Here is a 25,896-nt window from a genome sequence, read left to right as displayed (position 1 = left end):
AATAGCCCTCTTTTCAAATATAAGCTCTAATTAGGAAACCTTGCCGCTCTCGAACAACTGCTTGATCGCTGGCATGATCGCGTCATAGACTTCTTTAACACTTTTCTTACCTGCCAACGCCTGATCAATAGATTTCTCATATTCAGTATTCATCTTGAGGTAGGCAGGAACGTAATATGCAGGCCATTGTGCGATAGAGTCTTTCGTTGTGGAATAACTAAGGATAGTTTCTTTTGCGCTTTCAGGAAGATCGGAGGTCCACTTTTCAACCAAGGTAGGATCGGTATACCAATCTGCCTGGTTCGGCAACCACGCACCACTCTTCAGCAGCTCCAGACTGTTCTCAGGGTTGACCATGTAAGCATAGAATTTCTTGGCTTCCTCAATGTGCTTCGATGTATTGTACACAACAAGCGGAGCACCACAGTTCATCGTTACTGCCTTTTCCATCTTAGGCAGAACGCCAACGCCGATATCTTCATTACCTTTGATATTAGCTAGATCCCAAGAGCCGCTGATTGCCATGGCATAACCACCACTCAAAGCGTCTACCGCAGAACCAATTCCGGAATTCCAAGTGTAATTGAAAGCGGATGCAACCTTGTCTTTGTTAACGAGATCAGCTAGCTTCTGGATGGCATCAACCGTTTTGGGAGAATCCCATTGAAACTCCTTTCCATCCGGGGAAACAATCCCGCCACCGTTGGCATAAGCTGCCCAGAAGTGGTGGAACTCCCGTCCCGCTGTCATACCAAGCCCGTAGTTCTCGGTCAGAGCAGCATCAAAGCCTTCATCTGCCGCTGTTTTTCCTTTAGTATCTGTCGTTAGCTTTTTCGCGTTTGTCACGAATGTATCCCAATCCCACGCATTTTCAACTTTGGAGGGTGGATATTCAAGACCTGCTGCATCAAATTTGGACTTGCTATAGTAAAGCAGCTCCAACTGGTTGGATAGGCCGACTCCAATCACTTTTTGCTCAGGTGAATGGATTGTAATCGCTGATAGTTTTTCAGGAATGCTTCCGTCCGCTAATAAATCGCTGATATCTTCGATAATTCCCATTTCATTGTACTTTTGGATATCGCCTTCACCCATATAACTGATATCTGGAAGTTCACCGGATTCGAGCCGGGTCTGAATAAATGTATCAAAGGAGCCATCTGCTGGAAGTACTTGTGCATTGATTTTCACTCCGGTGTCGGCTGTATATTTTTCTGCTGCCGCTTCTACCAGCTTTTTCTGTACATCATCACCCCAATACAATAATTCCAAGGTTACATCTTTATCAGGCGTAGTTTCTTTGTTGGCTGCTCCAGACCCTTCAGATGCCTTTGGAGCCGCGTTGTTGGAATCGCCCGAACAGCCTGCCAGTGCGGAAAAAACCATCATTGATGCTAAAGATAGAACTAGAGTACGTTTTCCAAACTTCATGTTTGTTGCCTCCCTTTTTTTCATATCTATTTATTTCAAGCCAAGCATTTAAAGCTTTAGCCTAAAATCATCATGGTTTGTCATTCTTAGCGATTACAGACAAGGGCTGAATATTCCTCCGCCTGCCAGTCTTACGCGAGACTCTAGTATCCCCTCAGTTGTGCGATATTCGAGCTTATCCTCAAGCAGCACATATCTTGACGGATATGCAGCGTAACTTGTTACGATCCAGCCCTCCGAGTCTTCTTCAATATAACCGTTAATACAGCGCATCTTTCCGCGTGGATCCCTGTACAAATATGTGGTTGTCCCGAAGCCCATTAGATAGGCCACTAGCTCCTCCCCCATATCCCAATCATCTCCTGTCACACCCGAGAACAGCGAAGCAAACAAGGAATCACTTGCCCCCACAAATACGGATTGCCCAAAACGGTTTCGCGACAATTCTGGCATGTTCAGGTTAGGAGCTGCCACACTATATGTAGAGGCTGCCTCTCCAGGCAACAAACGGCGTGGAGTAGAGCGTACATTCCAATCGTAACAATTGAATACTGCCATCGTAGAACGGTAAGCGGCTTCCAAATATTCAGGGTCTCCAAGGAATTCATAGGCAACCCGGGATGCTCCTGCTACCAATCCACCCCAAAGGGAATGAATCATATACGACAAAGCTTCCCACCAGCGATCCGGATTCTGCACTCTGTAATCATTGCTGAATCCGATATTTGCCAGAATTAGTTGCCCATAACGCTGAGCCTCCTCTTTATTTCCAAGGTGACACAATGTTTCACAGGTAGGACCAAATCCTGCATTATCGTAAAAATGCTCCGTTATAGCTCCCTCATACTGCTGTATCCCTGTCTCCAGATTTCTGCCAAATTGCTCCCATAAGGTAAGTAGACGTTTATACTCTTCCGAAAGACCGCTCTGCTTCAGTGCCTCTAATAAATCAAGAATATAGAGCACAAATATACCATTTAGACGGCTCTCATCCTGCTCACGCTGCCCACTATGCCGATCAGGGTCTAGGCGAAGGCACATGATTTCGGCAGCCCATTGTAGATATTCTCTAGGAGAATGAATTTTAAGTAATGAACCATCCATTCGTGACAATAGATAAAAGACATGCCCAATATAATCCAGATCATAAATGCGGTAGAATTCTCCATACAAGGGACGCGGATGATTGAAATCTCCGCCTTCAAACCAATGCTCCTTCACATCCAATACTGCGGCAATCTCGGCCTTAGCTACTTGTTCGGGGACAGCCTTGGCCATGCTATTCTTCATCAGAAGAAAAGCAACCTTACCCAGCGATTCTCCCTGATTCGATAGCGGACGGAAGGCATATGGCCTCTCGGCCTCACCTGTCCCTCCAAAGTTGTTATTTACCAACCACTCGGCTCTCTTTTCCAGAATCAGGTCAATCGACTCCAGTACATTCCAGACCAGGATATCGGTCCGTCCATCTTCTAGCCCCAGCTCCAGCTTATGTTCTCCCGGCTCCAAACGCTGTAAAGATATAGTGTAGCTGCTGCCTGACTCCAACCGTACAGCTTCGTTCGTAATATTCTCCTGGCGGATCAGCTCCGTTACCGGTGAAGTGCTATACAAACGCAGCTCACGTAGAGCCTGGCCCTGCGGCAGATCAACAACAGCTTCGAACCTTCCTCCCCGGGTTAATACAGGCGTATAGCTCCAGCGTGGATGTCCATAGGCCATACCCTGCCTATAGAAATCATCTCGATTCTGACAGGGATGGAATATGTATTCCCAGCTGGAGGTCTCTCCAGCGTCAAGATCCAGCGGACTGTAAGCGCCACCATATATCCAGTCGGCAGCTGCAGATTCGGTCATAGATGATCCGTCCTCCACCAACGATAGCCGATGATACAGCAGACCATCCAAAGAAGGGGAAACCTGCTCAAGAAAACGATTCTTATAACTACAATAAGTACCTACGGTTACTGTTCTGCCCTGAACACCATAAACACCCAGATGTGGTGCTTCGTTGTTCCGTCGAATGGCAGCAATTTTAGCGAAATCTCCACCAAGATGGGGGAATACTGCACAGGACTGACTCATATTGCGCTGCACATTTTCATCTCGGTACATGACATAAGCGAGCGAAAACCACACATGAAGTCCATTAATTCTTACAGACTGTGTTGAGCGGTTCGTAGCTTCAATAGTCCATCTTAGTCGCTCATCTTCCAAAGAATATGTAAGTCTGATTGCAATCGGCGCGCCTTCAAAATCCACAATTACACGGTGTTTTCCTTCTAGCGTGATATTGGGCAACAGATCAGTGCTTTTTATGATATTCCCGTCTAGCTCTATTGTCCATTCTCCGAATAGCTTATCTGTATCCGCATAACCTGCCTCTTCCAAATAAGACGGATCAACTACCCAGTTCATTTCACTAGGGTCGCCCTGTAATATCAGAGACTGAAGCGCTCCGCGGTCGCTTAACTCCATCCTGAAATTTTCGTTGCCTAGAATCGTCATTGCCTAGCACCTCTTCAATATTTTAAGTTAAACGTTTAGATTTATGAGGAAAAAGGAGCTGTGAAACTTATTTTTGTCTCACAGCATTTTTTAACGTAGCCACGGAATCACGTTCGATCAACCGGCACTCCGGCATGGTCAGTGAATCCATCTTCGTCCCCTTGATTAAATTGAACAACACCTCAATAGCTTGATAGCCCATCTCATGTAGCGGAAGTCCCATTGTTGTTATACGCGGGCGTAAGTAATCACTGAATTCACGATTATCAAAACCGACAACCGACAGATCATCCGGTATTTTAAACCCTTTTTCCTCTGCCGCCTGCAAAATACCTACAACCATTACATCATTCATGGAAAGAATCGCGGTTGGAGGCTCCGGCAAAGCGAGCAACTCGGAGGTAAGACGATACCCTGATTCCCTCTCCCAGTCTCCCATCTTAATTAACAGTGGATCGAATGGTAATTGATATTCAGTAACGGCCTTGTAATAACCGTTCAGTCTTAATCTGGAAGGGATTGAATCCATCAAACCACTGATTACAGCAATTCTGCTATGTCCTTGGTTAACCAAGTAGGACATGGCTTGGTAAGCAGCTTGCTCATCATTATACTGGATAGAGATATCGTCCTGTGTGTAAGAGTAGGTATACACAATAGGCTTACCTTCCGTATCGATTAAACCCGTTAAATCACGGGGATGAACACCGATATAAATAATCCCATCCACTTGATTACTGAGCAGTTCGGCAACCGCATTAGCGGCATACTTTCGATAGTCTTCCGTATTCGAGAAGTTACGGCCGATACGCTTGTCCAAACGAAGATTCACCAGTAAAATATGCAAATCATTACGATCTCCAAAATCATTAATTCCATCGATAATATCGGGGGTGTTAAATACCGTCACATCTTCTGCAATAACACCTATTGTATTCGTACGGTTGAGTTTGAGACTCTTCGCAATAGCATTCGGCTTATAATTCAACTCCTCAATGGCTGCAACAACTCGTTCCCTTGTATCGGAACGTACATTGCGGGTACCATTAAGCACATAGGAGACTGTAGCAATCGAAACATTAGCCTTTGCGGCTATGTCTTTAATGCTGGTTTTCCTCATTACACCTTCTCCTATCTTATTATGGAACTCTTTCAATCACGTTGTTAAACGTTTAGATTATTTTTACAGTTAAAATATACCACGCGTATTTATTGCTTTGCAACCCCTTTTTTGCTATTCTCAAAAAATCCTCCTGTTCGTCCCCCGTTTCGTTTAGAATTGATTTATCTGTTGTTCATTGGATAAAAATAAGATATAGGAGCTTGAGCTTGCTATGACACCATTTACTGAGAGAGTTATTCATATCATACAGTCTATACCAGAAGGTAAAGTGATGACTTACGGAGGAGTTGCCCGCGCGGCAGGCAGCCCAAGAGGAGCGAGGCAGGTCGTTCGCATCCTTCACTCCATGAGCAAAAAATATAAGCTGCCCTGGCATCGGGTCATTAATGCTAAGGGAATGATCGCACTAACTGAGGATGAGTCTAACTCCCTCCAGAGGCTCTATCTACAGGGAGAGGGAGTTAGTTTTAATGAAAAAGGTGTGGTAGATCTGAAGCAATTCCAGTTTGAGCCGGAGTGTGCCGATTAGTACCCTCTGGTAACTCTTCGTCTTTCTCCGGTGCCAAGAGCATTGAGTAGACAATACATCGTCGCGTAAATGACCAGCAGGACAAAGGCAATGAACAAGCTGAAAAATACGGACTGGAGATTCAGGCTATCCAGAACAAGTTGATACAACTGATGCCTGTCCGTCAGGACGTCCCAGCTATTGAGTCTGTAGACTCGGCCAAGCAGTACACCATATCCCCCGAGCATACATGCCGCAAGCACGAATACCCATGACCACAGCAGGTTGCTTTTGCGATAAATGACCGTCTGGAACTGATACAATGAGAAAAAACCGGTCAACCATCCACTCCAGGTGAACAATAAAAGAGTGACCAAGTCATACCAGTAGCGATTCTGAATGGCCCCCTCCACGATATATCTACTTTTTCTTACCGTTAAATGCACCAGGTCAGTCATGAGATAAGGCGCGTTGGGAAAGAACAGCAGCCACGCGACACCCAAAGGAAGAAGTAATAAACCGCCTATCTTCCTTTTGTCTAGCTCATAAGCAGCCATGGAAAATAAAAACGGAATCCAAGCTAAGAACAAATTCCAAATTAAAAAACCGTAAAACGAATCCGTCTGAAGTGACACTACACGATATACCGCCAATGTAGCGACAGACAATCCCGCCAAGAGCATAAACACCTTCGGATAATTCAATTCCTTCATGAGCTTATATTCTCCTTATCGATATTGATTACATTAAACTTATACCCAATTGTACAAATTCAGAATTCCGAAGTCCAATTTTAATACAAAAGCCCAGACGCAAGAATAGCGCCCAGGCCGACTTTATTTATTAAGCTCAAGTACCGCTGATTAGTTCAGAGGCAATGCTGGCTTCTTGCGTCCTGTCAGACCTCGTAGTCCACCTGCATCCTCCTGACAGGATAATGCCGTACACTCCCTAAACGCCGCATGACTGCATCCGATACATTTATTGTGATTAATACTGCTAAGAGCTTCATTGATCGCTTCACCGGTATGGTGATAAAACTGTGCCTCTCCTATTTTGTCATATAGCCCGGTTCTCTTAAGTAGCTCAAGCGGCTGCGGCTGAACACCGGAGATCATCAGTTTCCCTCCAACAGCATGGAGATGCCGCACCAGCTCCGCCAGATTGGATTCACCCGTAGTATCCATGAATGGCACTTTTCCCATCCGCATTAATATAATTTTCGGCTGATCTGAGCCATAACCCGGCATGGTGTCATCAAATCTATACGCAGCGCCAAAAAACAGCGGTCCTTCCACGGTATAAATCCCAATCTGCGGACAATCATGACTCTCCGTTACCATATGTGCTCCTACCTTGACGGAATTAGGATCAGGCAATACTTTGGATACCAGATGAACCTCTCCCATCCGTTTCACAAACAAAATCACCGCAAGAATCAATCCCACCTCTACGGCCAGCGTTAAATCTGCAAATATCGTCAACAAGAAAGTGATGAATAATACCAAAGAATCACCTGTTTTGATTTTAAGCAAATGAAGAAATTGTTTACGCTCACTCATATTCCAAGCCACTACCATCAAGATAGGAGCCATCGCTGCCAACGGAATACTAGAAGCATAGGGTGCAAACAACAGAAGAATTAGGAATACCACTACCCCATGAACGATCCCTGAGATCGGAGAAACTGCGCCGCTTTTGATATTTGTGGCGGTTCTGGCAATGGCACCCGTGGCTGGAATTCCTCCAAACAATGGAGCTGCAATATTGGCGATTCCCTGACCAATCAGTTCACGGTTGCTGTTATGGCGGCTGCCCGTCATCCCATCAGCTACGACAGCTGACAATAAGGATTCAATAGCACCCAACATCGCGATGATAAAGGCCGGACGAATCAGCAGTGTAATCCGCTCCCAGGTAATGGTCGGAAAACGGAAGCTTGGCAATGTATTAGGGATATTCCCATAGGCCAAACCAATCGTAGTCACCTTACCGCTAAAAAATAACGCTGCTATGACAGTTGCACAAAGAAGACCGACCAATGAACCCGGCACCTTCGGAGCGAAGCGAATCGCTAGGATAACAACAGCCAGACAAATCGCGGCGGTCAGGATACTATATCCATTGATCGTCGATAGATGAAGTCCAATTTCTTTCATGTTATCTACAAAGCTCTCGTGCCGTTCAATATCCCTTAACCCAAGGAAGTTAGCAATCTGTCCGGTGAAGATAATAACCGCTATGCCTGCTGTGAAACCAATCGTGACCGGCTTCGGAATAAATTTAATCAGTACACCCAGCCTTAACAATCCCATGAGGACTAAAATAACCCCCGCCATCATCCCCGCTAACAGCAGGTTCTCATAACCATACTGCATCCCAATAGCGAACAAGATAGGAATAAATGCACCTGTCGGTCCACCAATCTGAAATTTCGATCCCCCGAACAATGAAATACATATGCCCGCAACGATTGTCGTATAAATGCCATATTCCGGCTTTACACCAGAAGCAATAGCAAATGCCATCCCTAAAGGAATGGCAATAACCCCGACGATTGTCCCTGATATCAAATCCTTGCGAAAAGCGTTCATGTTGTAGCCTTTATAACGACCCCGCCCTGTCATGTTCAAACCTTCTTTTCTTTAAATATCTGATTATTTGAATATAAGAAGAACATTACTCTAGGACGCGACTGTTGTCAACGCCAAAATAACGTTAATCTATTCCATTTTCACTCGCCGCGCATGCCTTCCAGTAATGAAATGGTATTCACGAGATGGTTATCAAATATTTGTTTGGCCACGACCAGAAGGTCCTTGATCAGAGGATCACGTAAGGCATAAATGACTGTGGTGCCTTCTTTCACACTGGTTACTACATTTTTGGCGCGTAAAACAGCTAGCTGCTGGGATACAGCAGAACCTTCCGAGCCGAGAATAGCCTGCAGTTCATTCACATTCTTCTCACCTTCGCTAAGCAGCTCCAGAATACGAATACGCATCGGATGAGCCAGCGCCTTGAAGAATTCGGTCTTAAATTGCTGAATTTCGGTGTTCATAGCTTTCTACTCCTCATGCTTAACTTTCTGAATCTAATGTTATCTTTGTATGTTATCTTAGTCCCTAAGAAGCGTCAAATACTGAAGGGATAGATTCGCACATCACGGACCTGCAATTCTACGAACACACCCAGTGCCATAGGTTCACCGAGACACTCGAACATCACTAACCCTTCACCTATTCGTAAAAATCCTGTGCCATCTTCTTCAATATTCTCCAATACGCCCGTAAAAATAACCCTATCCTGTTCGAGCCTGATGTTGAACTCACCTGCAGGCACAGGATGGATATCCACCCACCTCATAAGCAGCTCCGAAAGCTCCAATTCCACATCCATTTCTGCCCCTGGATTCACAGGAGCACCACACCAGACTCCCCGGCCCTCCCCAAATTCTGTGAGAAAAAATACCTCGTCCTTTTTCAAACCACTTTTTGTAATTTTGATTTGCATAGCCCATACTCCACCCTAATGATTTATAACGATCATTATATCATGAGAATTAGCCCAATTTATCAAGTATAATTCTGGGTTGCCTTATTCAGATAAGTACTAGGGTGTAACCAAGGATGCTTAAAGAACTCACTTTTACTGGTAATCTTCCGCGAGACACTCAGGTCATAATCGATCATAGACTTTATCTGCTCTGCAAAGGCCTCCCCTTTTACCAGCATTCCCAGCTCAAAATCGTGGCAGGCACTTCTTTCGTTGATATTATATGAACCATGAAAAACGGCTTGTGATCTATGATCATAGGTAATTTTCCAATGGGAAAATCGACCGGTGGCACTGTAGTCATAGAAGGAAACACCGTTAATAAACGGCATATACATATTGCCTCTTACTGCCGCGCGATTTGTAGGATGATCATTAACCTCCAGCGGGTTACAAATGTTCAAATTACACGAGCATTCCGGACCAAGCAGCCCGAGCCGATCCCAAAAATCCTGATCAATCAAATAAGGATTCACGATGATAGTCTCTTCAGCCGCGTAAGTAATTAGATCCAGATAATATTGTTGAATCAGGTTAACCGGGTTACCTGGAAAGCTTGCTAACAGCGTACATTCTTCCTCACCAAAATGATAATCCACATCCGGATAATAAAAGACATCATTCACATCAAAATGATCTCCGCCTAGAAGCAGCCAGCGAGAATAGAACATCGCATTCAAAGGCTGCGCTGCTGCGCCGCGAATCCGGAAGCAGCCATCATGCCACTCAGCCTCTTTACTAGGAATCCCCTGTGGATGTCCATCTATACTCATTGCAGAGGATGCCTGCACTGGGGTCTCATACGTATATTGGTCACCAATATTTACACTGCCTATAATCGAGGTTACCCCATCTATGACCATAAACTTCCGATGATCGATGACATTCAGTCCTGTGACCTCAACATCCTCTTGCACTTTATCCTGCAGAAACAGGATACTTTCCGGCACTCCCTCTTGCTCCAGCGCCTTTCGTTTCACCCGCCATTCCATAGCTGAATAATACGAATTGAAGGTATTCAACAGCTTGGCGCCTGCATTCTCGAGCTGATCAGCAATCTTGGAGAACTGGCCGTACTCCAGATTATTTCCGTACCCCAATGCCGTCAATGTGTAATTGACCATAACCCTTACCTTAACGCCACGCTTAAGAGCATAAAACAGTTCATCTGCAACCAGATTGCCCGAGCGATCATTAAAAAAAAGCATGACAGACAGGTGGATATAATGCTGCGCTTTTCTGATCTCCTCTAATATCATTCCTAGACACTCCGGACCATTCACGTAAGGTGTTACTTGATTATTCCACGTAGTCTGCGGAGCCAGAACCTTTAGCTTGCCTGAGTCTAGTCTGCCCAATACTTCAGTAAGTTGTTCCAGTAAGCTTGGACTAAATCCAGGAAGCTGGAATAGCTGCTGACTTGTCGTAATGACTCCGCCAAGCGTCTGACGATAGGCTCTGGCAGCCTCTAGGTCTATCCCCTCAAGCTTACGCTCCACCTCTTCTCCTGCTACACCCATAATACGGGCAAGCGATCCGCCGGATAGATAATAATTCAAGAAATCAATCATATTTCTCTGTGTCTTCATATGTAAAGTCCCCCATCGTTTATATTGCATGCCTTTGAATCAAGGTAAGGATAGATACCCTAGATCTCCTTTTTATAAACGGGGTGAAATGCAAAATAGGGATGCCCCACAGCCTTTATGGCTATGGATCATCCCTGTTTAGGTTTAAATAGAATTCGCTAAGAATGGAGACAGCTTATTTTACCTGTTCTGCGCTAAATACTTTAACATCTAGAGGAGCAGCCAAGAATTCGCCAGCTTTAGCTGAGAAAGCAGTGAAATGAGCGCTCGTATTGTGGCTGGATACTGCTTCAGCATCACGCCATTGCTCAATCATAATAAATGAGTTGGCTTCTCCAGCATTCTCATATAGCTCATAAGAAAGGTTACCCTCTTCAGCATGAGTAGCAGCCAGTAATGCTTTAGACTCCGTCAAAAACTGTTCGCGACGCTCTGGATTAACTTTAAGTACAGCATGAATAATGATCATTGTATATTCCTCCTAAGATTAGTGTTTATGGTAGCGTGTTGGCTTACTAACTTTAATAATTATTTCCACTCAGCAACTTTATCGATAGGCAGACGAACAGAGGGGTAACCTGCATCAACAGCTTTACCAATGGAGAGCAGCATTACAGGAACATAACGATCTTTTTCCATACCAAACGCTTCAGCGATTTGGTCTTTTTCAAATCCACCAATTGGGTTTGTATCGTAACCATGTGCACGAGCAACCAGCATCAGCTGCATAGCAACAAGTGCGCCATCGATAAGCACGGTGTCTCTGTTAATTTCCCGTGGCAGGTTAGCGAAATGAGCGGATAATCTGGTTAATTGATTTTCTTTTACTTCAGCAGGCATAAGTCCACGTTCAACAGCCGTACCGTAAATTTCTTCAGCGTAATCGAAGTTGTTCAGATCACCAAAGATGGCAATCATAGCCGCAGAAGTCTCTACTTGTACGTTATTAAAACGAGCGAGAGGCGCTAAAGTAGCTTTAGCTTCGTCACTTTCAATGACCAGAAAACGCCAAGGCTGCATGTTCACTGAAGATGGAGCAAGTGTAGCTTCGGCAAGGATCTGTGTCATTTCTTCTTTGCTGATTTTAACGGATGGATCATATTTGCGGATAGAGCGGCGTCCTGTAATAATTTCTTGAAAATCATTTGTTTGTGTAGCGTTCATATGTTTAATTCTCCTTTTAGTGTGTTTTGTAAGTTACAACAGAATGATATTAGATTGCAGACGATTGAGCATATCAATGAGCACTGCTCGCTCCTGATCGTTAAAACCTGTTAGCAGAGTAGCGATAAACCGCCTTTTCTCTTCGCTATATTTAACCATTCTTTCCCGACCTTGATCGGTTAATGAGACCAATGTGACCCTGTTATCGGCTGGGTTATTGCGGCGAGCGATCATGCCACTCTCTTCCAATCCCTTCAGATGACGTGTGACGGCTGCCGCATCAATATCCATTTCCTTTTGCAGACTGATTTGGCTGACTTCATCTACCCGAAACAGTTCATGCAGGAGGCGAAGCCGTGTGGGACTGATCCCTGCACAACGTTCGAATTTTGGAGAGATTCCTTTGTTTAAGGCCTGCAGCAGTTCAAATATATGTTCTTCCTCAGGACAGTACTCCGTCAAAATATACCTCCTTTCTATATTTAATTGCATGCAATTGTTTTGTGTAAAATTATACTAACGCATAATCATTGACCCGTCAACTAATATATCAAATCATTTTTAAAAAATCAACATTGCTTATCCTCATCCGGTGCTATACGCTTGAACAAAAGAGGAGGATACCTATGAGAATATCCCTGATTCAGCTGGATATAGCATTTGGCAATCCCACTATGAATTATGCTGCTGTTGTCCAGAAAATAAAAGAAGCCGCTGTCGCTGCCCCCGATTGTCTGATTCTCCCTGAGCTATGGACCACTGGTTATGATCTAACTCGCTTAGAAGATATTGGCGATCCGGAAGGAGAAATTACCAAGACATTTATCTCCAGCTTGGCTAAACAATACAGCATCAATATCATCGCTGGTTCTGTCGCTAGCCGAAATGATACTGGTGTAACTAATCGTATGTATGTATTTAATCGATCAGGTGAGCTCGTCGGACAATACAGCAAGCTGCATTTGTTCCAGCTGATGGATGAACATTTGTATCTGCAGCCGGGAGAAGCCAAAGGACTATTCACATTAGACAATACGTTATGTGCAGGGCTAATCTGTTATGATATCCGGTTTCCGGAATGGGTTCGCGCCCATACCGCACAAGGGGCGGAAATCCTGTTCGTCTGCGCTGAATGGCCACTGCCCAGATTGTCCCACTGGCGGGCGCTGTTGATCAGCCGGGCCATCGAGAACCAATGTTTTGTTGTAGCCTGCAACCGTGCAGGCAGCGATCCTGCCAATATCTTTGCTGGGCATTCAATGATTATTGATCCTTGGGGAGATATTGTGTGTGAGGCTTCTGAAGAGGAAGAAATTCTAACCGGAGAGATCGATTTACATCAGGTGCGTGAGATTAGGAAACAAATTCCGATTTTTTCGGACAGACGTCCTGAGTTGTATAATTAATAGAGCGTCATTGTTGAATATTAAAAAAGACGTTACGTAGGCTGGCATTATCCAGCTTTCCGTTACGTCCTTTTTTAACAGACTCTAACCCATGCTCAGCCCTTAGGAATACCGCTCGCGCAGCACCCGCGTTGCATCGAGCACACGTGGATCATCATAGTCCAGGCTGTATCCTGTCTCTTGCTGCAAAATGCGGGATGCTCTAAGAGAGACTCCACGACGAATCAAAGCCTGAATAATCCCCTCCCCAAACACTTTCGCCACTTCAGGTCCACCGAGTTCACCCAGTCCAGCAATCGTCTCTGGACGAACCTGTGGATATGATAGTGAGGAGTCTCCTCCGGAGGCTTGCGCATAGAAATTACGAATTTGTTCACCGCGTTCTTGTCCCGAGCCAGAAACTACAACAAATGCATGTACAAAATAGGCATTGTTCTGCCTACGCTGAGCAATACCACAAAACTTCCGGCCACCAATGGCCAGATCGAAATCACCAGGGCAGTAAGAACCAACAATCTCACCAGCCTCAATTTGCGCCGCAGCCTGTGGATGACTAATAGCAACCGCTTCCGTGATCAAAGCAGCCAAGAGCTTAAAGTCATCATGAAAGTCCAGCTTTCCACGTCCTTTGGGCAGAACTAGAGAAACATTAATGATCCCTGCATCCAGAGGCACCGCAGCTCCGCCGGAATGCCTAACCGCTGTTCTAATCCCTTGCGCCTCAAGCGTAAGCATCGCCTGAGCTGCACACGGTAGCTTACTGTCCCGAAGTCCAAGTGCCACACCACCAGAATGACTCCACAGATGTAAGCTAGGAGGTATAAGTCCCGCTCCAACATCCCGGCATAAGGTTTCCTCAAAAGCGAACGGGACCAGCATATCCTCTAAGCTCCCTGCTTCTGTACCTTTGCTCTCATCCCTTGCACTCAGATGTTGAAAGAGCCCCATTTCTGAAGGAAGTTTACTAAATATTGAATCATACTCACGAGTATCCACCAAAGCCCCTCTTTCCCGAATATGAGCCACGAGACCTGCTATTCTCTACCAGCTAAAGATCCAAGCCTATCCGTATAAATAATGATAGTAATATTGTAACCGATCTGTCTCCATGCTGTGAGCAGAGAATTGAAATGAGGTTATGATAACGCTATTCTTATAGTAAATGGACTTACCCCAGAGCATAATAGGGGAAGCCCTAAATTCATGCTATCCCAAACGTTAAGGAGTGATGCTGCATGACAGGAGACAAGCTGACCAAAGAACGACAGCTAACCAAAACAAAGCAATGGGAACAAGCCCTTAACCACCTTTATATCAACTTTTGGGATTACAGCCATGACGCATTAAATAAATTCGCTGATGAAGATATCCACCAGGCAAGAGTGAACTGCCGTAAGCTGCTAAGTCTATTATCCATTCTTGATCCGCGGCACACTTCAGGCCTGTACCCTATTTTCAAAAAAGCGCAAAAGAGATTAGGTAAAGTGCGAGATGCAGATGTTCTAATAGAATCTTTCAAGAACAAGCGCAAGCAGGCGAAGGAGAACGGAGATTCCAAAACTGCAGACCTGTTAAAGGCAGTGATTGCGTACCAAAAGGACAAGCGCAAAACTTACCGCAAGAAGCTCGCTAAGGAGCTGCCTGAACTAATTAATGAAGACCTCGAGGAAAAGTGGAAGACCTTCCTAAGCGAGCAGCTTGAAGCCCTAGCCGCCAAAAAGAATGTTAACGTTGTTATGCGTGAGCTTGAGATCGCTTATGAGCAGAAGAAAAAAACCTGTAAAGCTATTTTCCATGAAGACAATGCCGAATCTAAAGAAGCCTTCGACGCTTTGCACCAGCTAAGAATCGCTGCTAAGGAACTGCGTTATACCGCGAGTGCAGCCGATTTTGCATTAAATCAGAAATTCCATGCGCATGAGGAGATCTATAAGGAGATTCAAGATCAACTTGGGCTGATTAACGACAAACGTCTATGGCTGGAAACACTGAATGCTATTGGACGTGAAGAGCTGGACATCGGTAAAAAAGCATGGAATGCCTTCACGTCGCAATTAAAGGATGAAGTGCTCGATGCACTGCATCATAATGATGTCATTCCTATCCAGACACAAACGAAGTAGCTCCATACAACATTGCAAATGGTCCTTTCTATTCAGCCGTTGTATCTGATGCACCATACTCTTCAATATTCAGTTTCACTTCATAGGTAATCGGAATCTCACTAAAGGTTTCATCCCAGTTATCCTCTACGCTCCGCCATACGGCTGGATGTTGAATACGCAAAGCGTTGCCGAAACCTGCAACCTCTGTATGCAGCTCCTTCTGCATTTTTTTCACAGTGACCTGAAGCATGTCTAAGACATGCTTCTCCAGCACTGCTTTATCCTCCTTTACAATGCCGTCATGTAACTTCTTTGCACTCTTGGCAAAAGCCTCACCATATCTCCCCGTAGATTCTATTTTCACATGAAAAGAGATCTTCCCATCCTTCACATTAGCTTTATACTTACTACCCAGAGATTTGATTTCATAGGTAATGAGCTTATTGTTAGACGGGTCGTATGCTTTGAGAGCACCCCCCTCTCCCTTTCCAGTCAGCCAGACCATACCTTCCAGCTCCGATGCATCTAAAAAACCAACGAGCTTTCCCGTTTTCCCTTTAATTACGCCTGCTCCATCCAGCTTTGTCTCCTTCTCTTTTTCTAAAGAAATCACATTCTGCAACATGAAACTTCTTTTACCATGCAAAGGACCCGCCACTTTAGCTATTGAAACCGGCTCCCATATCCTCGTGCTCCGACTTCTATTCACAAAAATCCCCTCTAATACAAATGAAGGGGTTTGGCCGGGCAGCGCATTTTCCAATACATCTCTGGCTTTTCCCTTGCTGACATATAGTAGAACACTGGGACGGATATCGTTATCCCTGCTAAAGAAATCAATTAACTCAGAAAACTTGGTGGAGCGTGCAAGCTTCTCACCGATCACAATGACCTTAAGGTGATGTCCGATTGGAGTACGTCTAGTACGCAGTGAAAGTGCCCGTAATGCTTCAAACATAGAATCACTTACTTCACTCATGTTATAGTAATTTCTGGTTGAGGATGAGGCCGCACCAGACTTCATACCTGACCCTCCCGAGCCTTGAGGAATCGCAAACTGATAAGTACTCATGATTTGTTTAGGCATGGGCTTCCCCCCACCTCCTTGCTGAGTAGCCTCTTCATTCTCGTTCTGCTCCGCACTGTCCAGGGCAACACCAATCTCCATACTTAACTCCTCAACAGGTGTACTGCTCCAGCAACCGGTCAACAGAATACATACTATAAGAAATGTAATCGACACTCTCCATTTTTTCATGAAGCCGCCCTCCGGAAATGTGCGATGATCAATAGCGGCAATGGAATTAATCCAAATAAAACGATCATCCAATTACCTACGACTGTCCCTAATGCAAATAGAGCATTCACATTTGGTGGCATTCTGGAAACTAGATAGGCTACTGGAAGTATAGCCAATAAGCAGCTATTAAATCGTTTATTAAATATTTGAGAAACTCCCAAAGCAGCAGCATAAATAGTGATGCAGAAGGTGCAGAAAATTTGCATAATCCAGATTACCAGCAGCAGCGATTCAAACCTCTCAAAAATAAGATAATTCACCTCAAAGCTTCTCACTAGATCAAGAAATGGCCAAGTTCTTGTGACCACTCCATCTATAGAAAACGCACCAATAGTCATTACAACAGCTAAAAGATAAAAGAACGTTGATATACATGATCCAGCAATAATTACCTTTACTGCTTTTTGTGGCTTATCCATAAAAGCAACAACGAACAGCATCGCTTCACCAGCAGTAAAAGTCAGAATGGTTGGCCTGATGCCCTTCCATACCGGTCCTAAACCATCTCCAAGGAAAGGCCGCAAATTATCGATATCGAAAACTTCAATACTAAGCAAGCATACTCCAACAAAAACTGTCCAAGTAATCGGAACAATCAACCTACACATGCTAGTGATAGCATTAAGTCCTCCTCTGCATAAATAGAAGGCTATCCAAATAAACACAGCAACAATAGCCCAAGGAGGGGTTCCCTCCAGCAGAAAAAAAGAGGTCACTTCCTGTACGGAACGTGCTTCAAAACTGGCTATACACAGAAAATAAACAATCACTAATATAGAGAGCATCACTCCAAGTGGCTTGCCAATGATTTTCCCGCTAAATTGAAAAATAGTTTGACCTGGAAACCGTTGGCTAAGTTTCACTATAATTAAACCCGTTAAAAAGGTAATTACTCCCCCTAAAAAAACGGAGATCCACACGTCTGGAGTTTCACTCGCCTCTACAATCGTCCGAGGAAGTGTAAGTATCCCTGCCGCAATAGTATAATTGGCTAATATGATCGTCGCTTGAACAGCAGTAATTCGGTCCTTCACCTCGGTACTCATATTCGCTTCCTCCTTTACTTCGATCTCTCACCCTTTGCGTCGGGGGTCCTTCGGCTTCAACAGCGTAGGGCGGCCTGTTAGAAATTGCAGCGGCATACGGAATATAAAATCTTTCCAATCCTTAATCTTATACGGGATAAACATGCCAAGATAAGGCATGCCAAAGCTTTTTAGCTTGATTAAATGGGCACTGATGAAAAGAAAGAATAACACCACTCCATATAATCCAAAGACTGCTGCAAAAAACATGGCTACAAAACGGAGCATACGCAGCGTCATTCCTGCACTATACATAGGGATGGTGAAAGAGGAAATCGCTGTAACTGAAACAACGATAACTAGAATAGGACTCACGATTCCTGCTTCTACCGCGGCTTGGCCGATGATCAGACCGCCTACAATCCCCATTGCAGGACCGATAGGTTTAGGTAGCCGGAGTCCAGCCTCCCGTAATATTTCAATCGAGGTCTCCATGATTAAGGCTTCGATTAATACTGTAAAAGGTACACCTTGGCGGGAGCTGATAATTGATATGGCCAGCTTAGTCGGAATTAATCCTGGCTGGAACGAGAGGAAGGAAATATATAGTGCCGGTGCAAACATTGATATCAATGCGGCGAGAAAACGCAGTAAGCGCACCAACGACCCCACCATCCACCGATCGTAATAATCCTCTGGGGATTGCAACAGCATCCCGAAGGACACGGGCATGATCAAGGCAAAGGGTGTGCCATCCAGCAGGATAGCTACTCTCCCTTCCAATAACGCTGCCATTACGCGGTCAGGTCTTTCCGTATTCTGAATCTGCTGGAATGGCGTGAAGCTATTATCTTCGATTAATTGCTCCACATAACCAGATTCTTGCACATCATCTATATCAATCGTCCTGATTCTTCTTTTGACTTCTTCGACCAGTTCATCATTCGCGATGTCCTTGATATAAGTTAGAACCAGATCCTTCTTCATCCTCTTGCCTACAGTAAAAGAAATCATGGCTAGCTCTGTGCTCTGCCCGTGTCGGCGCAGTAATGCCGTGTTATCACTTAACGTCTCATTAAATCCGCTTCGAGATCCCCGCAAGACAGCTTCTGATTCAGGCTCTTCTATCCCTCTTGTGTTCCCCTTCGGGGTGCTGAGCACAATAGCCTCCGGTATCCCTTCTACTAACAGCACTACAGAGCCGAACAACACCTTTTGAAGGGAGAGCTTCACATCATCTGTAAACTCAACTTCCGAAATAAGCACGATCTCATGAATGAGAATATCTTTTAGATCCTTTGCTTCCGGTATCGTATGGGGATCCTTAAAAACCTTATAGGCATTCATTAAAGGCTTCAGAATATTCCGATCCATTTTATCTTTATCTGTCAGTCCATCTACAAATATAAGGGCCGCTTGCAGCTTTATACCTCCGATACGTAACTCCCGAAAACTCACATCATGCATATCTGTGCTCATCTCTTTAAATCTTTGCAAATCCTCCCGAAATTGACCGCTATAGCTTGCTCCTGTAGAAGATTCTTCACTGATTCCAACAGAATCGTCCGCCTTAGCAACCTTTTTCGTATTGCTAGAACCTAGAGAGGCTTCTCCGTAAGGAACACCCCCGCCTATGCTGCCGGCAGCTTTTTTTGCTCTAGTACTTATCGTATCTTCCTTTACATTAGCCCAACTCATCATCCGGATTAGAATAAACGGAACGAAAAAGATCATAATAGCTTGGAAAATCACACTCCATTTAGGAATTATCTCTAGAATAATATTCCACACCCTCATCACCTCCTTTATAACTGTGTTCGTATTTTTTACCGAAGATGGGTAAATCATGCACGCAAAAAAGACCCCACAATATGGAGTCTCCCTAATTTCATCTTTAAAATTATCGCCTTATGCTTGAAGAACCTTGTTCAGTATGCCTTGGTAGGCTGCTTTCGGACGCAGACCGACCAGCTTTTCCACAGGCTGCCCCTCTTTATATACAATGACTGTAGGCATCCCCATAACACCCGCTTCTCCAGCCAAATCCGGCAGTTCATCACAATTCACCTTAACAATAGAAACATCGTCTCCATATTCCTGGTGAAGATCTTCCAGAACAGGCAGCAGCACCTTACAAGGGGGGCACCATGGCGCACCATAATCCACCAGTACCGTTCCTCCACCACGTATTTCTGACCGCACCCAATCCGCACTATCGGCATTTATAATAGACATTTGCCATTCCTCCTCATATTTTTCAACACCAGCAGTACTATTCCAAGTTCTCCAGTGGACACGTTCCCAACTTGCTCTCATCCTGCTCCTGCAGAATAGATGCCATTCGTTCTTCCAAATTTCTCTTGATCTGATTCAGCTCTACAAGCTGACGTTCAATATCTTCCAATTTACTGCGGTATAGTGGCATCACTTCTGCGCAGAAAGCTTCTTTGTTCTTCAAGACACAATGTAGAAAGCCCGCGATCTGCTCTGTCGACAGACCCAGGTTCAAATATAGTTTAATCGTTTCTACCGTCTCTACAGCAAGTGAAGAATACTCCCGATATCCGTTGGCCTGACGGATCGGCGAGATTAATCCTTGACTCTCATAGTAACGAAGTGAACGGACGCTTACGCCCGTCAGTTTAGCAAGCTCACCTATTTTCATAGCATTCTCCCCGGGGTTCATGAGAATTGTTCTACACCAGTATAAACCCTGACACCAATGTTAGAGTCAACAAAAAAAATCCAACCGCGGCTAACCCGCAGTTGGACTCGTGTTTTATTTTACAACAGGTATATCCGCTTATATCCTATAATAATCCTGCCGCCCAAAGTCCACCTCTAAGAATCATCTGGCGAAAGGGCTCTACGGAAAATGACGGCAAATGATGACCAGGCATTAAATAAACAACCCGGCCTAGACCAAATTCATGGCACCAAGCCGCCTGTCTCATTGCCCCATCATGAGGATATTCCATAAGCACAGTTGTTTCGAAATAGGGATGCTGCTCAAAATAATAAGGCTCATCATCGATCACAAATTCTTCGATCCCCTGCATAATGGGATGCTCCCGTGCCGGTATGGACATCTGGAGCGAAGTGAATTCTGGATGATGAGTGAAATGCGCTCCCAGCATAGCGCCTAGCTCCTGATTACGCTGTAAGGAGATTCCGTTATGTACCACTAGTAATCCACCACCGTTAGCCACATAGGAGAGCAATGCGCTGCTTTGTTCCGCCGGTATTTTATCATCGGAGAATTCGGTATAAGAGATCACCAGCTTGTAGTCAGATAATGTTTCTTTATTAAGCAGCCCATAATCCTCCGAGGAGAATACCTGCAGGTCATTGGCAAGGATCTGCTCAATCTCCCGGTCTACTCCCGCAAATGGGTGATATTTAACCTCCGAATAACTTCCGAGTGCCAGTGCTTTTAGTGTAGACATCCTATCATCGCCTTTCTTCGTGTAGTTTTTTTGATTACGGGAAGCCCATCTACCAAGGCCATGTATTTCCATCCACGTCAAGATAGGCCGGCTCATCCCCTAGATACTTTTTATACTCCATAACCTGACTTATAATCTGGTCTGCAGACACATCGGGTGAAATATCGGCTTGCTCATTTTTTTCGCCATGCATATAAGTCTTCATCCAGCCGGGGTGAAACACCATCACTTGACCCCCAAGCGTCTTTAGATGATTGTGCATCAGGGAGGATTGCATATTGAGAGCCGCCTTAGACATGCAGTAGCCGTACATGTTAATACGTTTATTTCTGCCAATGCTGCCCGCTTCCGAAGAAATATTAACAATCAATTTATCCTTACTTTGCAATAAAAGTCCCATAAGTGCATTGCTGACTCTCAACGCGCCTAGTGTATTCACATTATAAATCTCCGCCATGCCCTCATCATCCATATCCACCAGCATCGTAGCATCATCTGCGGAATGAATAATTCCGGCATTATTAATAAGAATATCAACATGCACAGTTCTGCTGGCGATAGCCCTTGCTGCCTGCTTTACACTGTCCTTACTACCAATATCGAGTGGAATAAGTTCCAGCTGTTCCGGATACTCCTCTTTAAGCGCTTTCAATTCATCTGTATCTCTCATGTATTGTCCAGCAAATACTGAGAACTGTTTCTCTAAAAGAGAGTGCACAAGAGACAATCCGAGACCCCGATCAGCTCCAGTCACACATGCGACTCTGTTCATTCTTATCAACACTCCTACCTAGTAAGGATTATTGAAGCAAGTTGTCTTCCTTTCACCTTAGCATGCCGTCCTCTTTTTTTCAACGCGCTAAAATGAGGGTTTAGTCATTCTTGGATTAGCTGCTCCAGAATCCTTTTTGTTTTAAATTTAATATATGTTACAATCATGATTACAGGTTGTTAACAACACAATGGTTAGTAAAATAACGATCCCAGGAGGGTGATATCTATGTCTATTCAACAACTTCATACATTGGAAGATCTTGAGCAGTATGTGGCTAAACCTGGCAAGAAGCTGCTGTTCAAACACAGCACTACCTGCCCGATTAGCGCCAAAGCTAATGAAGAATTCCAGGCTTATCTAAAGGATGCGGATACTGCAGCAGCAGTAGTTCTAGTCATCGAGGATCGTCCAGTTTCCAATCAAATTGCCGAGGATTTCGGGATTAAGCATGAATCTCCACAGCTCTTCCTGCTTGAGGATAATGAGGTCCGCTGGAACACTTCCCACTGGAAGATCACAAGAGATGCTATCAAAGAGGCTGTGAACCAATGAGCCAGCAAGTGATTGTTTATTCAACAGCAGGCTGCAGCGACTGTAATCTGGTCAAACAATATCTTACGGAGCAAGGTATCCCTTTTGAAGTAAGAGATGTTATGACTAGCACCGTCTATCAAGAGGAAGTCGAAAAGCTTGGTTTCATGGGTGTTCCTGTTACTGTAGCAGGGGATCACGCCACCAAAGGATTCAATCTTCCCGAGCTGAAAGCACTTCTCGAAGCTGCTCAGTAATTCATTCGTTTAATTATTTAGCACTTGATATATGCTTACAAAAAAGGGGATTCCAGCAGCCACTCGGCAAGGAATCCCTTTTTTTCATTGTTCTAAAGCTTAGGGTTCCTCACGCATAAGATTTGCCACGACCAGTACATCTACATTTCTGGCCGAACGCAAAATCTGTTTAGTGACATCCCCGCGTAGCCATTTGCGCACCCATGAGCGTTGGGACTGGCCGATAATAATCTGTGTGCTCTGTAAGGCTTGAGACCTTTCAAGCAGCAAGGAAGACACTCGTGCCGGGAGCACGTTAGGAATCATCTTAAACGTTCCACCCAGTCGTTCCGTCAATTCTTTCAAATCATTAATTCGTTTATCGTAAGAAGGCCCGCTCTGCTTATATTCCTGTACGTACGTAACATACCAGCAAGCTTTTAGACGATAGGCAATCCGAAAACCGCGCCGAATCAGACGTTCCGCATGATCTCCTAAGGTGATGCACACATAGATCACTTCCTGCCGCCGCCAAGGTCCCCGCAGCGACCCGACACGTTCCCAGGCCTCCAGACGTTCATCCACATCATCAGCAATTTCCCGCAGCGCCAGTTCACGGAGGGCGATTAGATTGCCGATTTTGAAAAAAGCACCCAGCGCCTGATCCACTTTGGTCATCGCATATATTTTTCCATCCTTCATCCGCTCTTGCAGTGTTTTGGGGGATACATCGATAAGTTCAACTTCGTCGGCCCGTTGCAGAATGCTGTCCGGGAAAGTCTCTCTAACTCTAACTCCGGTAATTTGTTCTACTGCATCATTCAAGCTTTCTAAATGCTGAACATTCACTGTGGAGATTACAGAGATCCCCGCATCCAATAACTCCATAACATCCATATACCGCTTCTTATGCTTGCTGCCCGGCATATTGGTATGTGCCAGTTCATCTACCAGTACGACCTCCGGATTACGCTTAATAATAGCTGCCGTATCCATTTCCTCAAGGACAGTCCCCCGATAGTCAATGCTCAGTCGCGGAAGGATCTCCAGATCACCGATCTGTTCAAGGGTTTCTTTACGTCCATGCGTTTCTAGTAGTCCAATAACAACATCGATCCCTCTCTTTAAGAGATCATTTCCTTCTCGCAGCATCTTATAAGTCTTGCCCACCCCGGGAGCAGCACCAATGTACACTTTAAATGTGCCCCCACGAATCGCATCGATTTTATCCTTTACTTCCTGAGTGCTTAATCTGTGATAGGCATCAGCTTTCCGCTCATTTCGGCTCTGCCGGGTAGGAAGAACACGTTCTCCCTCACGCTCAGCACGATCAGCCACGAAAAACACATCTACTCCGCGGATTTGCTTTAACAATGAGTTAGCAATCGAACCCTTCCACAGCTCCTGCCACGCCGTTTGCTTAGAGTGACCCATAACGATACGGGTAATATTATGCTGGATGGCGTATTTCACTAGAAGTCCCGGAATCTCCCTCTTCGAGCGAAAAGAAATCTCCTCCATCGAGGCCCCAATCTTCTCAGTCAGCTTCCATAGGGATCGCTTGAAGGTTGCTGCTTCCTTAGAGGGCGTCAGGCCCTGCTTCCAGAAGGATACCACCGCCAGATCTCCGTTTAACCGTTTAGCGATTTGCTGCCCACGGCGGATATGAATCGAGCCATTCCAATAATACTGTGCGGACACCAACACTTTTTCGGCAATCCCCGAAGCCCCCAGCAATCCTTGCTCCTCCCGATGCTTCTCCAGCGAACCATTAACATCCTCCGCAACCATTCTCAGCGCCAGCTCCCGCAGCTTGCTTAGATTCCCTTTGTTAAAAAGCGAAGTCCGCTGCTTCTTGCCCAAATGTCCTTCGGACAAACGTTGAAGTATCTTTTCCGGAGTCACATCAATTAGAACGATATCATCTGCAAGGGTGAGCACTTCCGCAGGCAAGGAATATTCCACCTCAATCCCCGTCCACTTCCGCGCAAGATCTGCTGCGCCTTCCAGCTCGTATACGTTTACAGTTGTGATGACACTAATTCCACAGCCCAATAAATATTTGATATCCTCCAGCCTAGTCGATCTCTCCGCACCCTCGCGATTATGATGAGCCAATCCATCGGTCAGTACAACCTCTGGATTACGCGCCACAATGGCCTCCACGTCCAGATCCTTCTTCTCGATCTCCTTCTGAAACCAATGAATACTTGGAATCCGTTCCAAGTCACCCAGCTGATCCCTTGTTTCTGGACTTTGGTTGGTTGAAACCGCACAGATTACAACATCGATGCCCTGAGCTTTCAGCGCCTGACCCTCACGCAGCATCTGATAGGTCTTGCCTGATCCACTGACCGGACCTATATAGATCTTCAGACGTCCACGATGCAGCTCATAAATAGAGAGCAGCAGTTCCTCCGGCGTCTTCCTCCGATATGTTCCCATCAAGACCACTCCTTAATAACCCGTTCATCCATTCACTCTTCTATGCCAGAAAGCAAGATATCCCTGACCCAGTTTGAACAATCGGGCAGGGATATTAGCTATATTTATTTGTTCGTTAATTTCTGCAGCTCCATGTTCAGCTTCAGAACATTTACCCGCTTTTCACCAAACAGCCCTAGATCGCGACCTTCGGTCTGCTTATTCACTAGCTCTTCCAGCTGCGCGGCTGGAATCCCAGTCAAATTACTGATCCGGGGAATCTGCACAATTGCCGACGCAGGAGTGATATGCGGATCAAGACCTGAACCCGAGTTGGTTACTAAATCAACCGGCAGCTTGTTTACAGGCACATCCGGATTATCAAGCTGCCACTGTGTGATGGAATCCTTCGTCCGCTGCAGCATATCCGGGTTGGATGGGCCGTAGTTATTGGAGCCTGAGGCTTCCGCTTTATAATCAATGCTGGATACACGGCCATGGAATAATGCCGGGTCCGTAAAGCTTTGCCCGATGAGTTCTGAGCCCACAACTACTCCAGCGTCATTCTTCAGCTGACTGCCGTTCGCTTGCGATGGCATCAGAACTTGAGCAATCGCTGTAGTAGTCAGAGGATAAATCACTCCGCAAAGAACAATAAACACTAGACATAGCCGTAATATAATAAAGAAATTAGCACCCTTCGATGATGACAACTGTTCTTCAGCGTCCGCAATCGATTTTCTGTTATTCACGATGCTCTCACCCTTTCA

At 45.1% G+C, this 25,896-nt stretch carries 26 protein-coding genes; 5 read left to right on the top strand and 21 right to left on the bottom strand.

Going from position 1 to position 25,896, the window contains the following annotated elements:
- Positions 1-30: 30 nt before the first annotated feature.
- The 3 genes from NST40_RS02830 to NST40_RS02820 form a co-directional block, all read right to left on the bottom strand.
- On the bottom strand, positions 31-1,431 hold the full coding sequence (locus NST40_RS02830; protein WP_076124434.1) for an extracellular solute-binding protein: 1,401 nt from the start codon (positions 1,429-1,431) through the stop codon (positions 31-33).
- 93 nt (positions 1,432-1,524) lie between these two features.
- Positions 1,525-3,939, bottom strand: coding sequence for a hypothetical protein (locus NST40_RS02825; RefSeq protein ID WP_076276049.1), 2,415 nt, complete (start codon positions 3,937-3,939; stop codon positions 1,525-1,527).
- A 67-nt stretch (positions 3,940-4,006) separates the two neighbouring features.
- The gene (locus NST40_RS02820) at positions 4,007-5,059 is read right to left on the bottom strand and encodes a LacI family DNA-binding transcriptional regulator (RefSeq protein WP_076193723.1); all 1,053 of its coding nucleotides are present in this window, start codon (positions 5,057-5,059) and stop codon (positions 4,007-4,009) included.
- A gap of 214 nt (positions 5,060-5,273) precedes the next feature.
- Between NST40_RS02820 and NST40_RS02815 the strand changes: the two genes are divergently transcribed.
- Positions 5,274-5,591, top strand: a complete 318-nt coding sequence (locus NST40_RS02815) for an MGMT family protein (protein WP_076124439.1) — start codon at positions 5,274-5,276, stop codon at positions 5,589-5,591.
- Here the strand turns inward: NST40_RS02815 and NST40_RS02810 are convergent.
- The 8 genes from NST40_RS02810 to NST40_RS02775 form a co-directional block, all read right to left on the bottom strand.
- Entirely contained in the window at positions 5,588-6,283 is a 696-nt protein-coding gene (locus NST40_RS02810) for a DUF1361 domain-containing protein (protein ID WP_038568569.1), read from the bottom strand. The genes NST40_RS02815 and NST40_RS02810 overlap by 4 nt on opposite strands.
- Before the next feature lie 150 nt (positions 6,284-6,433).
- Positions 6,434-8,197, bottom strand: a complete 1,764-nt coding sequence (locus NST40_RS02805; protein ID WP_076185164.1) for a SulP family inorganic anion transporter — start codon at positions 8,195-8,197, stop codon at positions 6,434-6,436.
- Positions 8,198-8,304: 107 nt separating this feature from the next.
- The gene (locus NST40_RS02800) at positions 8,305-8,631 is read right to left on the bottom strand and encodes a metalloregulator ArsR/SmtB family transcription factor (protein ID WP_036676741.1); all 327 of its coding nucleotides are present in this window, start codon (positions 8,629-8,631) and stop codon (positions 8,305-8,307) included.
- A gap of 74 nt (positions 8,632-8,705) precedes the next feature.
- Positions 8,706-9,083, bottom strand: coding sequence for a hypothetical protein (locus NST40_RS02795; protein ID WP_341001052.1), 378 nt, complete (start codon positions 9,081-9,083; stop codon positions 8,706-8,708).
- 62 nt (positions 9,084-9,145) lie between these two features.
- Positions 9,146-10,714, bottom strand: a complete 1,569-nt coding sequence (locus NST40_RS02790) for a phospholipase D-like domain-containing protein (protein ID WP_341001050.1) — start codon at positions 10,712-10,714, stop codon at positions 9,146-9,148.
- Between the two features lie 175 nt (positions 10,715-10,889).
- Positions 10,890-11,183, bottom strand: coding sequence for a putative quinol monooxygenase (locus NST40_RS02785; RefSeq protein WP_036676736.1), 294 nt, complete (start codon positions 11,181-11,183; stop codon positions 10,890-10,892).
- Positions 11,184-11,242: 59 nt separating this feature from the next.
- Positions 11,243-11,878 (bottom strand): nitroreductase family protein, encoded by a 636-nt coding sequence (locus tag NST40_RS02780; RefSeq protein ID WP_076223389.1) that lies wholly within the window; start codon positions 11,876-11,878, stop codon positions 11,243-11,245.
- A gap of 33 nt (positions 11,879-11,911) precedes the next feature.
- A complete protein-coding gene (locus NST40_RS02775) occupies positions 11,912-12,340 on the bottom strand; it encodes a MarR family transcriptional regulator (protein WP_076304354.1) in 429 nt (142 codons plus the stop codon).
- A 158-nt stretch (positions 12,341-12,498) separates the two neighbouring features.
- Between NST40_RS02775 and NST40_RS02770 the strand changes: the two genes are divergently transcribed.
- Entirely contained in the window at positions 12,499-13,284 is a 786-nt protein-coding gene (locus NST40_RS02770; RefSeq protein WP_341004231.1) for a carbon-nitrogen family hydrolase, read from the top strand.
- 102 nt (positions 13,285-13,386) lie between these two features.
- Here the strand turns inward: NST40_RS02770 and NST40_RS02765 are convergent, their stop codons facing one another.
- The gene (locus NST40_RS02765; RefSeq protein WP_081391852.1) at positions 13,387-14,280 is read right to left on the bottom strand and encodes a hypothetical protein; all 894 of its coding nucleotides are present in this window, start codon (positions 14,278-14,280) and stop codon (positions 13,387-13,389) included.
- A 239-nt stretch (positions 14,281-14,519) separates the two neighbouring features.
- Between NST40_RS02765 and NST40_RS02760 the strand changes: the two genes are divergently transcribed.
- Complete coding sequence (locus tag NST40_RS02760) at positions 14,520-15,407, top strand: CHAD domain-containing protein (RefSeq protein ID WP_076124450.1); 888 nt, start codon at positions 14,520-14,522, stop codon at positions 15,405-15,407.
- Positions 15,408-15,435: 28 nt separating this feature from the next.
- Here the strand turns inward: NST40_RS02760 and NST40_RS02755 are convergent, their stop codons facing one another.
- From NST40_RS02755 to NST40_RS02725, 7 genes are all read right to left on the bottom strand, one after another.
- Positions 15,436-16,647 carry a Ger(x)C family spore germination protein gene (locus NST40_RS02755; RefSeq protein WP_076310501.1) on the bottom strand — a complete coding sequence of 404 codons (1,212 nt, stop codon included), beginning with the start codon at positions 16,645-16,647 and terminating at the stop codon, positions 15,436-15,438.
- The gene (locus tag NST40_RS02750) at positions 16,644-17,735 is read right to left on the bottom strand and encodes a GerAB/ArcD/ProY family transporter (protein WP_341001047.1); all 1,092 of its coding nucleotides are present in this window, start codon (positions 17,733-17,735) and stop codon (positions 16,644-16,646) included. The genes NST40_RS02755 and NST40_RS02750 overlap by 4 nt, the downstream gene beginning before the upstream one ends.
- Positions 17,736-17,762: 27 nt before the next feature.
- Positions 17,763-19,511 carry a spore germination protein gene (locus NST40_RS02745; protein ID WP_341001044.1) on the bottom strand — a complete coding sequence of 583 codons (1,749 nt, stop codon included), beginning with the start codon at positions 19,509-19,511 and terminating at the stop codon, positions 17,763-17,765.
- A gap of 111 nt (positions 19,512-19,622) precedes the next feature.
- Positions 19,623-19,949, bottom strand: coding sequence for a thioredoxin domain-containing protein (locus NST40_RS02740; protein ID WP_076124458.1), 327 nt, complete (start codon positions 19,947-19,949; stop codon positions 19,623-19,625).
- 37 nt (positions 19,950-19,986) lie between these two features.
- Positions 19,987-20,379 carry a MerR family transcriptional regulator gene (locus NST40_RS02735; protein ID WP_076185170.1) on the bottom strand — a complete coding sequence of 131 codons (393 nt, stop codon included), beginning with the start codon at positions 20,377-20,379 and terminating at the stop codon, positions 19,987-19,989.
- Between the two features lie 145 nt (positions 20,380-20,524).
- Entirely contained in the window at positions 20,525-21,160 is a 636-nt protein-coding gene (locus tag NST40_RS02730) for a ThuA domain-containing protein (RefSeq protein ID WP_076185171.1), read from the bottom strand.
- Positions 21,161-21,209: 49 nt separating this feature from the next.
- Complete coding sequence (locus NST40_RS02725) at positions 21,210-21,932, bottom strand: SDR family NAD(P)-dependent oxidoreductase (protein WP_341001040.1); 723 nt, start codon at positions 21,930-21,932, stop codon at positions 21,210-21,212.
- A gap of 228 nt (positions 21,933-22,160) precedes the next feature.
- On the opposite strand from NST40_RS02725, the gene ytxJ reads away from it, so the two are divergent.
- Complete coding sequence (ytxJ, locus tag NST40_RS02720) at positions 22,161-22,487, top strand: bacillithiol system redox-active protein YtxJ (protein ID WP_042123836.1); 327 nt, start codon at positions 22,161-22,163, stop codon at positions 22,485-22,487.
- Positions 22,484-22,723, top strand: coding sequence for a glutaredoxin family protein (locus NST40_RS02715; RefSeq protein ID WP_076124465.1), 240 nt, complete (start codon positions 22,484-22,486; stop codon positions 22,721-22,723). Before ytxJ ends, NST40_RS02715 begins: the two co-directional genes overlap by 4 nt.
- A 99-nt stretch (positions 22,724-22,822) precedes the next feature.
- Here the strand turns inward: NST40_RS02715 and NST40_RS02710 are convergent, their stop codons facing one another.
- Positions 22,823-25,147, bottom strand: a complete 2,325-nt coding sequence (locus NST40_RS02710) for a histidine kinase (RefSeq protein WP_076185175.1) — start codon at positions 25,145-25,147, stop codon at positions 22,823-22,825.
- Between the two features lie 104 nt (positions 25,148-25,251).
- On the bottom strand, positions 25,252-25,860 hold the full coding sequence (gene kdpC / locus NST40_RS02705; RefSeq protein WP_076193779.1) for a potassium-transporting ATPase subunit KdpC: 609 nt from the start codon (positions 25,858-25,860) through the stop codon (positions 25,252-25,254).
- Positions 25,861-25,896 lie beyond the last annotated feature (36 nt).

This window comes from Paenibacillus sp. FSL R10-2778 (genome assembly GCF_038593035.1).
In the GTDB taxonomy this organism is placed as follows: Bacteria; Bacillota; Bacilli; order Paenibacillales; family Paenibacillaceae; genus Paenibacillus_AQ; species Paenibacillus_AQ odorifer.
The sequence above is the reverse complement of the archived record's forward strand: the minus strand, read 5'-3'. Positions and strand labels throughout refer to the sequence as shown.

Coding starts and splice junctions, on each gene's coding strand:
- NST40_RS02820 (WP_076193723.1), bottom strand. CDS start 5,059: ATGAGGAAAACCAGCATTAAAGACATAGCCGCAAAGGCTAATGTTTCG.
- NST40_RS02725 (WP_341001040.1), bottom strand. CDS start 21,932: ATGAACAGAGTCGCATGTGTGACTGGAGCTGATCGGGGTCTCGGATTG.
- NST40_RS02735 (WP_076185170.1), bottom strand. CDS start 20,379: ATGAAAATAGGTGAGCTTGCTAAACTGACGGGCGTAAGCGTCCGTTCA.
- NST40_RS02760 (WP_076124450.1), top strand. CDS start 14,520: ATGACAGGAGACAAGCTGACCAAAGAACGACAGCTAACCAAAACAAAG.
- NST40_RS02810 (WP_038568569.1), bottom strand. CDS start 6,283: ATGAAGGAATTGAATTATCCGAAGGTGTTTATGCTCTTGGCGGGATTG.
- NST40_RS02805 (WP_076185164.1), bottom strand. CDS start 8,197: ATGACAGGGCGGGGTCGTTATAAAGGCTACAACATGAACGCTTTTCGC.
- NST40_RS02730 (WP_076185171.1), bottom strand. CDS start 21,160: ATGTCTACACTAAAAGCACTGGCACTCGGAAGTTATTCGGAGGTTAAA.
- NST40_RS02740 (WP_076124458.1), bottom strand. CDS start 19,949: ATGTCTATTATAAATGCCGATAGTGCGGATTGGGTGCGGTCAGAAATA.
- NST40_RS02830 (WP_076124434.1), bottom strand. CDS start 1,431: ATGAAGTTTGGAAAACGTACTCTAGTTCTATCTTTAGCATCAATGATG.
- NST40_RS02715 (WP_076124465.1), top strand. CDS start 22,484: ATGAGCCAGCAAGTGATTGTTTATTCAACAGCAGGCTGCAGCGACTGT.
- NST40_RS02710 (WP_076185175.1), bottom strand. CDS start 25,147: ATGGGAACATATCGGAGGAAGACGCCGGAGGAACTGCTGCTCTCTATT.
- ytxJ (WP_042123836.1), top strand. CDS start 22,161: ATGTCTATTCAACAACTTCATACATTGGAAGATCTTGAGCAGTATGTG.
- NST40_RS02785 (WP_036676736.1), bottom strand. CDS start 11,183: ATGATCATTATTCATGCTGTACTTAAAGTTAATCCAGAGCGTCGCGAA.
- NST40_RS02745 (WP_341001044.1), bottom strand. CDS start 19,511: ATGAGGGTGTGGAATATTATTCTAGAGATAATTCCTAAATGGAGTGTG.
- NST40_RS02815 (WP_076124439.1), top strand. CDS start 5,274: ATGACACCATTTACTGAGAGAGTTATTCATATCATACAGTCTATACCA.
- NST40_RS02800 (WP_036676741.1), bottom strand. CDS start 8,631: ATGAACACCGAAATTCAGCAATTTAAGACCGAATTCTTCAAGGCGCTG.
- NST40_RS02750 (WP_341001047.1), bottom strand. CDS start 17,735: ATGAGTACCGAGGTGAAGGACCGAATTACTGCTGTTCAAGCGACGATC.
- NST40_RS02825 (WP_076276049.1), bottom strand. CDS start 3,939: ATGACGATTCTAGGCAACGAAAATTTCAGGATGGAGTTAAGCGACCGC.
- NST40_RS02780 (WP_076223389.1), bottom strand. CDS start 11,878: ATGAACGCTACACAAACAAATGATTTTCAAGAAATTATTACAGGACGC.
- NST40_RS02790 (WP_341001050.1), bottom strand. CDS start 10,714: ATGAAGACACAGAGAAATATGATTGATTTCTTGAATTATTATCTATCC.
- NST40_RS02755 (WP_076310501.1), bottom strand. CDS start 16,647: ATGAAAAAATGGAGAGTGTCGATTACATTTCTTATAGTATGTATTCTG.
- NST40_RS02795 (WP_341001052.1), bottom strand. CDS start 9,083: ATGCAAATCAAAATTACAAAAAGTGGTTTGAAAAAGGACGAGGTATTT.